At 39.9% G+C, this 12,718-nt stretch carries 13 protein-coding genes; 10 read left to right on the top strand and 3 right to left on the bottom strand.

Annotated features, from left to right (window positions below; translation table 11 throughout):
- Positions 1-34: 34 nt before the first annotated feature.
- Positions 35-1,369, top strand: a complete 1,335-nt coding sequence (locus tag AC0KTX_RS10825) for an MFS transporter (RefSeq protein ID WP_474252214.1) — start codon at positions 35-37, stop codon at positions 1,367-1,369.
- 49 nt (positions 1,370-1,418) lie between these two features.
- Positions 1,419-2,348: a chemotaxis protein gene (locus tag AC0KTX_RS10830; RefSeq protein ID WP_474252215.1), complete on the top strand. Its 930-nt coding sequence runs from the start codon at positions 1,419-1,421 to the stop codon at positions 2,346-2,348.
- 17 nt (positions 2,349-2,365) lie between these two features.
- On the opposite strand, the gene AC0KTX_RS10835 is transcribed toward AC0KTX_RS10830, so the two are convergent.
- Complete coding sequence (locus AC0KTX_RS10835; protein ID WP_474252216.1) at positions 2,366-2,836, bottom strand: YkyB family protein; 471 nt, start codon at positions 2,834-2,836, stop codon at positions 2,366-2,368.
- A 139-nt stretch (positions 2,837-2,975) separates the two neighbouring features.
- Here AC0KTX_RS10835 and AC0KTX_RS10840 point away from each other — a divergent pair, with 139 nt between their 5' ends.
- The gene (locus tag AC0KTX_RS10840) at positions 2,976-3,293 is read left to right on the top strand and encodes an ArsR/SmtB family transcription factor (RefSeq protein ID WP_474252217.1); all 318 of its coding nucleotides are present in this window, start codon (positions 2,976-2,978) and stop codon (positions 3,291-3,293) included.
- Between the two features lie 33 nt (positions 3,294-3,326).
- On the opposite strand, the gene AC0KTX_RS10845 is transcribed toward AC0KTX_RS10840, so the two are convergent.
- Positions 3,327-4,595, bottom strand: coding sequence for an MFS transporter (locus tag AC0KTX_RS10845; RefSeq protein ID WP_474252218.1), 1,269 nt, complete (start codon positions 4,593-4,595; stop codon positions 3,327-3,329).
- A gap of 103 nt (positions 4,596-4,698) precedes the next feature.
- The gene (locus AC0KTX_RS10850) at positions 4,699-5,577 is read right to left on the bottom strand and encodes a metallophosphoesterase (protein ID WP_474252219.1); all 879 of its coding nucleotides are present in this window, start codon (positions 5,575-5,577) and stop codon (positions 4,699-4,701) included.
- 147 nt (positions 5,578-5,724) lie between these two features.
- Here AC0KTX_RS10850 and AC0KTX_RS10855 point away from each other — a divergent pair, with 147 nt between their 5' ends.
- The 7 genes from AC0KTX_RS10855 (at position 5,725) to AC0KTX_RS10885 (ending at position 12,676) form a co-directional block, all read left to right on the top strand.
- Positions 5,725-6,942, top strand: a complete 1,218-nt coding sequence (locus tag AC0KTX_RS10855) for an EAL-associated domain-containing protein (protein WP_474252220.1) — start codon at positions 5,725-5,727, stop codon at positions 6,940-6,942.
- Between the two features lie 49 nt (positions 6,943-6,991).
- Positions 6,992-7,231 carry a hypothetical protein gene (locus AC0KTX_RS10860; RefSeq protein ID WP_474252221.1) on the top strand — a complete coding sequence of 80 codons (240 nt, stop codon included), beginning with the start codon at positions 6,992-6,994 and terminating at the stop codon, positions 7,229-7,231.
- A 379-nt stretch (positions 7,232-7,610) separates the two neighbouring features.
- Positions 7,611-8,066 (top strand): cyclic-di-AMP-binding protein CbpB, encoded by a 456-nt coding sequence (gene cbpB / locus AC0KTX_RS10865; RefSeq protein ID WP_474252222.1) that lies wholly within the window; start codon positions 7,611-7,613, stop codon positions 8,064-8,066.
- Between the two features lie 116 nt (positions 8,067-8,182).
- A complete protein-coding gene (locus tag AC0KTX_RS10870; protein ID WP_474252223.1) occupies positions 8,183-9,691 on the top strand; it encodes an MDR family MFS transporter in 1,509 nt (502 codons plus the stop codon).
- Positions 9,692-9,770: 79 nt separating this feature from the next.
- Positions 9,771-10,646: a LysR family transcriptional regulator gene (locus AC0KTX_RS10875; protein WP_474252224.1), complete on the top strand. Its 876-nt coding sequence runs from the start codon at positions 9,771-9,773 to the stop codon at positions 10,644-10,646.
- A gap of 72 nt (positions 10,647-10,718) precedes the next feature.
- Positions 10,719-11,429, top strand: coding sequence for a 2,3,4,5-tetrahydropyridine-2,6-dicarboxylate N-acetyltransferase (gene dapD / locus AC0KTX_RS10880; RefSeq protein WP_474252225.1), 711 nt, complete (start codon positions 10,719-10,721; stop codon positions 11,427-11,429).
- A 113-nt stretch (positions 11,430-11,542) separates the two neighbouring features.
- Complete coding sequence (locus AC0KTX_RS10885) at positions 11,543-12,676, top strand: N-acetyldiaminopimelate deacetylase (protein WP_474252226.1); 1,134 nt, start codon at positions 11,543-11,545, stop codon at positions 12,674-12,676.
- Positions 12,677-12,718: the final 42 nt, after the last annotated feature.

The following is a 12,718-nucleotide window of genomic DNA, read 5'->3' on the forward strand; positions in this document are numbered from 1 at the left end:
GTTAGCAATATAAAAACGATATGCAGGTGAAGACATGCGAAAAACGGATTTGAATGCGGAAAGGAAATCAATGGCAAAACGGCTCATATCGCTTCCTGTGTTGTCATGGGCATTATATGATTTTGCCAACACGATTTTTTCGTCGAACATTCAAACGATATTCTTTCCTTTTTATCTGCAGGAAGCGGTTGGCACGAACGAACAATTAAATCAAATTGCCAGTTCTTTCATTTCCTTTGCGAATGCAATGGCCAGTTTCTTAATTGTTGTTTTCTCCCCCCTTTATGGGGTTTGGATTGACCGGACGAAAAGAAAGAAGCTTTTTCTTGTGCCAATGACAGTGTTATCCGTATTATTTACTTTCTTGATGGGGATTTTTGGCGATGTTTCCCTTTCTTTTACTATTTTCGGCATTCCTTTCTCTTTATTTTTGGTTATCATCTTTTTTGTCCTTGCAAAATTTTTTTATAATTCGAGTCTTGTCTTTTATGACACAATGATTGCGGATTTAGGGGCGAAAGATGAAATTCCTGTTATTTCCGGATTTGGTGTGGCGGTTGGGTATGTAGGAACATTGGTTGGTTTGTCCGTCTATCCTTTTATTGAAGAAGGTCAGTATGATGAAGCGTTTATCCCAACGGCATGTCTTTTCCTTATGTTTTCGTTTCCGCTTTTCTTTTTTATGAAAGAACAAACAAATCAATCGAAGAAAAGATCAACATCTTCTTTTTTCAGTGGTTATAGCGACATTTGGAAAACTTTCCAAGAGGCGAGGCGATATCGCTCGCTTTTTATGTTTATGCTCGCTTATTTTTTCTTGAATGATGCGATTGCAACCGCGATTGCAATGATGGCCGTATATGCAAAGGCGATCGTCGGCTTTACAAGCGGACAATTTATATTGCTTTATTTAGTTTCCACAGTAACGAGCATTATCGGTTCATTTTTATTCGGATATATTTCCAAATGGATCGGATCAAAGAGGGCTGTCAACGCCGTCGGTTTCCTTTTATTGATCGCATTGTTCACGGGCACATTTGCTTTTTCGGAATGGATGTTTTGGGTGGCAGGGGGATTGTTTGGAGTTGCGTTGGGCTCGATGTGGGTGACAACCCGGACGCTCATTGTCGAACTTTCTCCCGAGAACAAACGAGGGCAGTTTTTTGGTTTGTTTGCTTTTTCAGGCAAAGTATCAGCCATTGCCGGCCCTTTCTTATACGGGACGATCACATGGTTTTTGGCAGACTATGGAAATCTAGCAAGCCGAACAGCGATGGGATCTTTAATGATTCTTGTCGCCATTGGGCTCGTGTTTCATCGTTATGTAGAGGATGAAGTATTAAATGACAAGCCAAATGTACCGATATAAAAAGGGGATAGATACCTTCGCAAATTTTTGAAATGGAAGGAAGAACGATATGAACGAAAAAGGCATTTTACTTGAGAGCGGGACAAATGAACTCGAATTTGTGGAATTTATTGTCGGATCAAACAAATTTGGCATAAATGTCATGAAAGTGAAGGAAATTATTCAGCCTCTCCCTGTAACAAGCGTTCCTCATGTCCATCCGTATGTGGAAGGCATTATTGAACTGAGAGGAGAAGTTCTTCCCGTTGTGAATGTTCCGAAAGCGATCGGCCACCCGAATCCGGAACCGAGCGAAAAAGATAAGATGATCGTAACAGAATTTAATAAACAGAAAGTGGTGTTTCGGGTTCATCAAGTGACGCAAATACATCGTGTGTCGTGGGAGCAAATCGAGAAGCCATCTGAAATGTATCAAGGTCTTGAAACCCAAATTACCGGAGTCGTGAAATTAGATGATGAAATGATTCTTATGTTGGATTTTGAAAAAATCGTTGTGGAAATTAATCCCGAGTCGGGCATTCAAAAAGAAAAAGCGAGAAAAATCGATAAACGTGACAGATCTGATAAAAAAATTGTCGTTGCCGAAGATTCTCCGCTTCTCCGAAGACTTTTGGAAGAGACGCTGTCAGAAGCGGGGTTTAAACAATTCGAGTTTTTTGAAAACGGTAAAGATGCCCTTGATTATTTAGAGGAGGCGGTCGCCAATGAAAAAGAACAGGTTGATTTGATCATCACCGATATTGAAATGCCGCAGCTCGACGGGCTCCATCTTACCAAAAGAGTCAAAGAAAACCCGGATCTTGAACATATTCCGGTCATAATCTTTTCATCACTGATTACCGACGATTTAAGGCATAAAGGAAAACAAGTCGGAGCGAATGCGCAAGTAAGCAAACCGGAAGTGCATGTTTTAATCGAAAAAATCGATGAACTGCTGTTTAAGGAAAATGAAAAACAAATCGAAAAAGAGGCTGAATAAGCCTCTTTCGTTTTTGCCTAAAAATAACGTTCCCCTAATCGTTTAAACATTGCTCGCTGATAAGGTCGTGTTCTTTGCTTCCTTTTGGCGGAACCTTGAGGATTGTCTTCTCCAATATAATGTTCAAGCAATGCTTTTGCTTTTGACAACGGCAAATGTGTTTTTGGATTTCGATATGTATTGTCTAAGGAGCCTAGGTGCGGGAGATTTTGGAGGTCAGCTTTAGTTGGGGGCATATGAAAAAAATAACTCCCTGCCGATACGAGAACATCTGATTGCTGCTTGCTCCGTTTCGGATTGTTGGAAAAATGCAGTCCTTTTTTGGTTGCTTTGCCTTCAGCAATCAATTTTAGCAAAGCTTTCTTTTTTAAATAATACAAATATTTTGGATCCGGTGCTGTTTTGGCATGACAGTTGACAACATAAATAGCTTTGGCAATATTTTCAGGAGTTTCTTTAAGAAGCTGACATCGATTTAGATCGTCCATATGGAATCTCCTTTTCTTTTTTCAGTGATGATTATTAATTAAATTATACGTTTATCAAGCGAAAACGCAACCGTTTTTATAGAACCTGTTTTTTTATATAATATAAAGTGTACTTCAATAGGAAAGCAGGGTGTGTCATTTGGAGCACGAACAAGCAAAATATGATGACATTGATGAAGAAACGCTTTTTATTGTCTCGCAAACATTTAAAGCTTTATCAGACCCAACGAGAATAAGGATCTTGCATTTGCTGGCAGAGAAAAAAGAATGTTCCGTCAATGAAATCGCTTCTGAGCTGAAACTGTTGCAATCAACTGTCTCCCACCAATTGCGGTTTTTAAAAAATTTGCGGTTAGTCAAGTTCAGAAGGGAAGGAACAACTGTCTACTATTCGCATGATGATGAACATGTGAAAAAAATATTAGAGCAAACGATCGATCATGCCCGTCATAATTAATAAGGGAGTGGAGAGATTGTCCATTCCCTTGTTTCATAAAATTTGAACTTTTTTCGTTTCAGTTTGTTCTTCCCGCTCATTCAAATGTTTCGGCATGAAGATGGCGTAGAAAAGAAAAACAAAAAGAATAATAAGGGCTATGCCATAATATAATACATCGATATCTCGGATTATTCTTGGATACAAAACCGCTACAAAAAGAAGTGTTATCGATTGGGCAAACATCATTAACGGATCGACCCATCCGCTTACACGCCCCATCAGCTTTGGATCAACAATTTTCGGAATCCAGCCCCCGATTGCCACATTGATCGGTCCGATGCACATGCCGAGGAAAAAAATGATCGGCAAGTAAGTTTTCACTTGATCTGCTAAACCTAGAAAAAGAACAAGCACACTAGCTAAAAATATCGGGACGATAAACATCGTAAACGGTTTAATTTTTCTGGCGATGACGGATGATATTCCGCTGCCGGCAAGCAGACCTGATCCGAGAAACATTGATAAAATGGAAGAATACGTTTCATAAGATTCGGGAGCCAGTTCATATTTCATCGTAAACATGGGCAGCACGGCAAAACATCCTTGAAAGAAACCAAACAGAAAAAATCCGAAAACAATCAAAGTTAAAAGCCGGTTACTCAAAATGTACCGAATCCCTTCCATAAAATCGCAAAAAGCGGATGTGATATCCAAATCCCGCCATTTGCCAGAGCCATTTGGAAGCCTCGCCTCTTTTGAAATATTGCATGAACGAATGAATAAAGCCGATAGAACGAAACTGACTAAATCGACAAGAACAGCTCCTTGAATACCGATCGTTCGGTAAGCAATGGCCCCTAATCCGACTCCAAACACTAAAAAGATGCTGAATAGCATTTGATTCAAACCGGAAGCTTGTGCGTATTGGTCTTTTCGCAATATCGCCTGAACTAAGCTGGATTCCGCCGGATAAAAAAATTTTGTGACAGCGCTTCGCAAAAATAAAATGAAAAAGATTAACGGTAAGTTGTCAGTAAATAAGGCGGCGAATAATAAAACGGTGATGAAAGCGCGGATCCAATCGCAATTTTCGGCAATTTTCTTCCGATCAAAGCGATCGGCAATCACACCAACGATGAAAAATACAAATATGGTGGGCAAAGAGTACATTAACTCAGCAACCGTTGTATAATAAGGTTTATGTCCGAAACGATCGAGCAAATAAAAGGCAAATGCCATATTCCCGATCGTTGAGCCCATTTGCGATGCAAGGGCTGCCAAAAAAAGTTTGACAAAGTTTGGATTTTGAAAGATCTCCATAAAATAATTCTCCTTAAACTTCTTCATCAAGAAAACCACATAGAATCATTTTAACATCTTTTTTTGCAGTGTATGAGGAAAAAACGAAAAATTATAAAAAAGTCTATTTATTGGCATGCAATGTAAATAATGTGATTTCCGGAACAGACAAAAATCGGAATGGCAGCCTTGTCGTCCCTAACCCTCTGTTTACATATAAAGATGTTTGGCCAATTTTATAAAATCCTTCTGTAAATCTTTTGGCGTAAGGTGGTGTGTAAACAGCGCCGTAAAACGGAATTTTTACTTGACCGCCGTGGCTATGACCGGATAACTGGAGATCAAAGTGATACTCCTTTGCCTGTAAGACGGCATCAGGTTCGTGGACGAGAAGAATCGTAAAATCATTTTTATCTGATTCTCTAAAAATTTTACGAAAATCCGGTTTTCCGAGAATGTAGTCGTCTAGGCCGGCAAGGACAATTCGGCTTCCGTCCAATAATTCAATTTCTTTCCGTTCATTTTTAAGCAAATGAAAATCCGCTTGAAGCAAAATCTCTTCATAAAGGTCTGTACCATATCCGCCATGGTCATGGTTTCCGTAAACAGCGAATTTCCCTAATGAAGCGCGGAGCCTTTTTAAAACAGGAGGGATCTGTTCAAAATAAGGATAGCGGTTCGGTTCATCTATTAGATCACCTGTAAACACAATCAGATCTGGTTCAAACTCGTTCACTTTGTTAACGACTTTCTTCAAATGTTCAATTTGAAAATGGTCATTAAGATGCGTGTCGCTAAATTGAACAAGTTTTAAACCATCTAAAGCTTGTGAAAGCTTTGGATGGAAAAACGCCTTTTTCTTCACTTCTAATCTTCTCGGTTCAATGTATCTTGCGTAGTTGTACAAGCCGGAAGACATTAAAAAACCGCCGGCAACAGCCCAAAAAAAAGATTTTAAAAATGTTCTTCTTGTCATCTTCATTTCTATCAACCATTCTTTCATAGTGGCTTTTCTCATTATATCATGAGAAAATAGAAAAAAGATTTTCATTTTTTTCACAAAATGTTAGCTAAACCGCATGCATTTATATTCATGCCAAAAGCCTCTCATGTTATATTTTTTAAGAGAAACAGATTGTGGGGGATGTTTATGGATCCGTTAGATGTATTAACAAATACAGATAAAATCGTACCGTTTTATCAAGCGATTTTTAACGCGGAAGAACAAAGAGTCATTGGGTATGAATTGCTGGGGAGAATTGAGTTGGATGGGGAATTGCACAGCTTGGGCCCCTTTTTCCATGACGACAGCATCCCTGAAGAATATCGCAACGAAGTGGATGATGCAATTGTCAAAAAAGCGCTTGAGGAAATAAAAACATTGGATCAAGACCTTTTGCTTTTTATAAATCGAGACCCGAATCTATTAATGATGGATCACGGTGAAACTTTTTTGAATTTATTGCTTGAGGAAAAGGAGAAGGGGCTTGACTTAAACCGGATTGTGCTTGAAATAACAGAACATAATTATACAGGTGATATCGATCAGCTTGATCATCTTTTGACGTATTACCGTACATATGGGTTGAAAATAGCGGTTGACAAAATTGGAAAAGATTCAAGCAACTTAGACAGAATCGGATTATTATCTCCGGATATTTTAAAAATTGATCTTCAGCCGTTGAAATTAACATCGCCGAGCCAATCATATTTCGATGTTTTATTTTCAATCTCCTTATTGGCAAGAAAAATTGGAGCCGTCCTTTTATACGAAAGCATTGAAGCCAACTTTCAATTGCAATATGCATGGAAAAACGGAGGACGTTATTACCAAGGCTTTTATCTTCACTATCCAGAAAGAAATTTTGTCGAAAAAGATTGTTTAAAAGAGCGTCTGCAACAGGAATTCAACCATTTTATCCAATATGAAAAGAAAAAACTTGAAGCGCTCTATTCTTATTCAGAACAATTTCATAACGCCATTTCGCAATTGATTGGCAAGTATAAAAAGCCCATCAGCCATTATGATGAACTGATCACATATTTGGCTGATCAGCTGGGTGAGATGAGCTTTCGAATTTATGTTTGTGATGAAAACGGCTTTCAGAAATCTGGAAATATTTTTCGCATGGAAGACAGATGGATTTTTCAAAAAGAATATTATATGAAAAATTGGAGCTGGCGCCCGTATTTTTTGGAGAATATCATGCGTTTGCGCGTAAGCAAAAAAGGCTTTTTAAGCGACTTATATTCCGATATTGAAACAGGGGAGACGATTAGGACGTTTTCCTATCCGCTGAATGACGGCCATTATTTGTTTGTCGATATACCATACGCCTATTTGTTTGAGCACGATGGTCTTTTATGAATAATCCCCCTTTTTTTTTCACATGATAATGAAAAAAGAAGGGTGAACCATGCAAAATACGAACCTAATCCTCGGTGTAATCTTTTTTCTTATTTTAGTTGTCGGATTTTTTTATACCATGCAAGTCGGAAAAAGAATGGAAAAAGAAAATAGTCAATATGACGAGGAAGTGAGCGAAAAAGTAGAGAGACATCCGTATGTTCGCAATCCTGTTTTCATTGTTTATATTGTTGCCCTTTCCCTCGTCCTTCTTTACATATTTTATGTAAGTTATACTGCCAACTGGTAGAGATGATCGTGCGCTTTTTTTAAAAAAAACTAAAAAACGATTGACAACGAAATTGATAATCATTATCATTAAAAATGTAAGACAAAGTGTTTCATTTGCTTGAACATTGGTAAATGACCCCCCGCTCCCCCTTTGTTAGGAAGACAATAAACCCGGATTGTAAATCCGGGTTTATTGTCTATTTAGCTCTGTGCTGATTTTTTTGCCTCCTGCAAATTCCGACAAAATTTCAAACCATGTTCGTGTATCATGGATAATACTCCATTTTGCGAAAGTACCTTGCAAAAAAGTCAGTCTTTTCACGGGATAAATCGCTTACAAAATGGTATGATGGGGTTGAAGGTTTTAATTTGTATTTTTAAATGAGAGGAAGAAACAAATGGAGAAAGTTTTTTCTGAAGGGTTGGCAAAGTTAAGTGTAAAAGATCTGATGATCCCTGCGGATAAAGTCGCTCATGTACAAATAGGAAACAATTTGGAGCACGCCTTGCTGTTGTTAACAAAATCAGGATATGCGGCGGTGCCCGTATTGGATCCCCAGTTCCGCTTGCACGGGTTGATCAGCACCAATAATATTATGGATTCTATTTTAGGGTTGGAAAGAATTGAATTTGAACGTTTGCAGCATATGAAAGTAGAAGAGGTCATGATGAAGAATATGCCGCGGTTGCTTGTAACGGATGATTGGAAAAAAGCATTCAAACTTGTGATCGACCACACTTTCATATGTGTGACGGATGAAGGAGGGGTTTTGGAAGGAATTTTTACCCGCAGGGTGATCCTGAAAAAATTGCATCAACAACTTCATTTTCTTCAGTCAGATGTTATAAAATAAAAACATCTTTCGAAAACGCCTTTCATGGCGTTTTTATTTCACTTGAATGTTTATCCATTTATTTTTTTTAATGGAGTGATAGTTTATCATTTTTGTGCGGATATGGGGGGAGCAGCATGAGACAAGCTCTATCGAAAAAAGAACAAGGCAAAATCAATCCGACAGAAACGAAACGGCCGTTCGTATTGGCAGCAATCATGCTAGCGATGTTTTTGGCGGCCGTAGAAGCTACTATTGTTTCAACGGCAATGCCGGCAATCGTTGCCGAAATCGGCGGTTTTTCGAAGTATAGTTGGATTTTTTCTTCTTATTTGTTAACCAGTTCCGTCACCATTTTAATTTATGGAAAATTGGCGGATTTGTTCGGCAGAAAACCTGTTTTAAGCTTCGGTATTATTGTTTTTTTAATCGGATCTGTTTTATGCGGACTCGCAAATTCAATGGATACCATGATTATTTTCCGATTGATTCAAGGTGTCGGAGCAGGAGCTGTTATGCCTGTTGCGACGACAATCGTTGGCGATATTTACACGATGGAAGAAAGGGCAAAAATCCAAGGATATTTATCAAGTGTTTGGGGAATCTCCGCTATTTTGGGTCCTGTGCTTGGAGGATTGTTTGTCGAATATTTGACTTGGCGTTATGTATTTTGGATTAATATTCCGCTTGGGGTTTTGTCAATGATCGGAGTATGGTTCTTTTTGCATGAACAGGTTGAAAAACGGAAACCGAGCATTGATTATGCGGGTGCTTGCTTTATGTTTTTGGGGATCAGCTCATTGATGTTCGTGCTTGTGGAGGGAGGCGTCCGCTGGTCATGGTTGTCATGGGAGGTAATTGGGCTCGTTGCTGTATCTGTTTTGTTCATGATTTTGTTCCTTTACCAAGAAAAACGTGCGTTTGACCCGATGATGCCTTTGTCCATTTGGAAAAACCGTTCCATTTCCATCGCCAATGCCACGAGCTTGACGACAGGGATGATGATGATCGGGATTTCCACATTTTTGCCGACATTCGTTCAAGGAGTCATGGGAAAATCGCCAATGCTGGCTGGATTTACGTTAACAATGATGTCGATCGGCTGGCCAATCGCATCCAGTCTTGCCGGAAAGCTCTTTTTGAAAATCGGTTTTCGGATGACAGCGATTATAGGAGGCATTTTTTTATTTATCGGAAGCATTTTCTTCGTTACGCTATCAGCCGATGATGGACCTGTCACAGCGATGGTCGGCTCGTTCTTGGTCGGAGTAGGCATGGGGCTAACTTCTACATCTTTTATCGTTGCCATTCAATCGGCGGTTGATTGGAAAAAACGCGGAATTGCCACGGCATCCAATATGTTTATGAGAAATCTCGGAAACACCGTCGGGGTTGCCCTTTTGGGAGGAATTTTAAACAACAGGCTGCAAAGTTATTTGCAAAAAGAGCATTTACAAAACGATGTCAATCTTGATGCAACCGATTCCCTTCTTCATTCAGAAAGCGCAGGGCTTTCCGCGCATGCAAGGGATGCTCTGGAGAAAGGTTTAGGTTTTGCTCTTCATGATGTGTATTTGGTTGTATGTCTATTGGCTGTTGCCAGTTTTCTTTTGATTTTTTTCTTGCCAAAAGGCAAGGAAGCTTGAAAATAGCCATGACGGATAAAAGAAAATATTTTATAATGGTGTTGTCAAAATAGAGCATTTTTTGAGAAAGGGTTCGGCGATGCAAATTTCAGAATTACAAATCCTTGTTACGCTGTCCGAAGAAAAGAATATGAGAAAAGCGGCTGAAAGGCTTTTTGTTTCACAGCCTGCATTGTCTCAAAGGCTTCAGTCGATGGAAAAAGCTTGGGGGTTGAAGATTTTTTTGCGCTCTCAAAAAGGGTTGACTCTCACACCTGCCGGCGAAAAAATAGTTCAATTTGCCAAAGAAATGGTGGAAAAAGAAGAGAAAGTAAGAGAAGAGATATCTCTGTTGGAAGGGGAAGTATACGGGACATTAAAAATTGCCGTTGCTTCCATCATTGGCCAACATTGGCTGCCAAAGGTTTTAAAGAAATATGTTCAAAAATATCCGCAAGCGAAAATTTCCTTAATCACAGGCTGGTCCAGCGAAATTTTAAAATGCTTATATGAAGAGGATATACATCTCGGGATCATCCGCGGGAATCCGGAATGGAAGGGCTTTAGGAAGCATTTGCTGGAAGACAGGCTTTATTTGGTTGACACAGAAATACAGCGCATCGAGGATTTACTATATACTGAACGCCCGTTTATACAATTTAAAAGCGATTCTACATATTTTCAAGAGATACAGGAATGGTGGCACAGACAATTTAAAAATCCGCCGAAGAGAACGATCATCGTCGATCAAATCGAAACGTGCAAGCAAATGGCCTATCATGGAATTGGATTTGCTATATTGCCGTCTGTCAGCATTGATGAAAGCGACCGGTCAATTTTTAAAATTCCACTTTACGATGAAGAGGGCCGCCCGCTGAAAAGGGATACTTGGCTGATTGGCCATGATTCGTCGATGGAACTTAGACAAGTGAAGGCGTTTATGGAAATAGTCAATGAATTTACAGATGGTTCATAAATTTGGCTTGCCTAATGTTTCAGTTCTTTGCTACAGTAAAAAAGGATAGAAAATAGAGAGGAGTACAGCACAGTGAAAATGATGGATGCAAACGAAATAATTTCTTTTATACAAAACAGCCAAAAGGCAACGCCTGTCAAAGTATATGTCAAAGGCGATTTGGAGAAAATCGATTTTGGCGGACAGATCAAAACGTTTATTAACGGAAAAACAGGTGTTGTTTTCGGAGAATGGGTGGAAATAGAAAAAGTGTTGAATGCAAACAAAGATAAAATCGAAGACTATGTAATTGAAAACGACCGAAGAAATTCAGCTATTCCACTCCTTGACCTAAAAGGTGTAAAAGCGAGAATTGAGCCTGGCGCCATCATTCGCGATCAAGTGGAAATCGGCGACAACGCGGTGATCATGATGGGAGCTGTGATCAATATCGGCGCTGTCATTGGCGAAGGCACGATGATTGATATGAATGCCACATTAGGAGGAAGAGCAACAGTCGGGAAAAACTGTCATATTGGCGCCGGCGCTGTGCTGGCAGGTGTAATTGAGCCGCCTTCTGCTAAACCTGTCATCATTGAAGACGATGTGCTGATTGGAGCGAATGCGGTGATTTTAGAAGGAGTAAAAGTCGGAAAAGGAGCAGTTGTCGCTGCAGGCGCTGTCGTTGTTGAAGATGTTGAGCCTTATACAGTCGTTGCTGGTGTGCCGGCGAAAAAAATTAAAGATATTGACGAAAAAACGAAAGCAAAAATTGAAATTAAACAAGAGTTGCGTCAGTTATAAGGCAAAAAGCGTGGGCAAAGGTCCACGCTTTGACTTTAGAGAAGGAATTTTTTATCCAAGATTTTTTTAATTAAAAACGATTTCGCAGGCCTTTATCTTTAGGAGGGAATGGCATGGAAAGAAATTCGCTCATCAATGTTCGGCGTGATTTGCACAAAATACCGGAAATTGGCTTTCAGGAATTCAAAACGCAAAGATACTTGCTGAACTATATTGATTCGCTGCCAAAAGACAGGCTTGAAGTGAAAACATGGAAAACAGGAATATTTGTAAAAGTTCATGGCACGAATCCGACAAAAATGCTCGGCTATCGAACAGATATTGACGGGTTGCCGATTGAAGAAAGAACAGGGCTCCCTTTTCAATCGGAGCATCCCGGATTCATGCATGCTTGCGGCCATGATTTTCATATGACAATTGCTCTCGGCGTGTTGACTCATTTTTCAAAACATCCGATACAAGACGATCTTCTTTTTATCTTCCAGCCGGCGGAAGAAGGACCCGGGGGAGCTGAACCGATGACAAACAGTGACATCATGCAGGAATGGATGCCGGATCTGATCATTGCTCTCCATATTGCTCCTGAGCTCCCCGTCGGCACAATCGGAATGAAACCCGGTCTTCTTTTTGCCAATACATCCGAATTGTTTATTGATTTAACCGGCAAAGGAGGGCATGCAGCCTATCCGCACACAGCCCATGATATGGTTGTCGCTGCCTGCTCCCTCGTTACACAGCTGCAAACGATCATCAGCCGCAACGTTGATCCATTGGACAGCGCCGTTATTACAATTGGCAAAATCACGAGCGGCACAGTCCAAAACATTATTGCGGATCATGCACGATTGGAAGGAACAATTCGCACCCTTTCTGTAGAATCAATGGATAAAGTCAAAAAACGGATAGAAGATATTGTTAAAGGTGTTGAAATAGCTTATCAATGTGAAGCGGCGATAGACTGGGGGGCCATGTATTACCAAGTATGGAACGATGAGCAACTGTCGAACGAATTTATGGAGTTTGTTCAAAATCAGCCAAATATCAAACTTCATGTTTGCAAAGAGGCGATGACAGGAGAAGATTTCGGCTATATGCTCGCTAAAATACCGGGGTTCATGTTTTGGCTTGGGGTTGATTCTCCTTTCGGCCTTCATCATGCCAAGCTGTCTCCAAACGAAGAAGCAATTGAAAAAGCTGTCGGCCTTATTTGCCGTTATTTTGAATGGAAAGGAAACAGGGAAGAATAAAGACCGCCTCTAGGTGACACAATTAGTGTTAGGAGGTGGATT

It is taken from the genome of Aeribacillus sp. JST-2 (genome assembly GCF_056032925.1).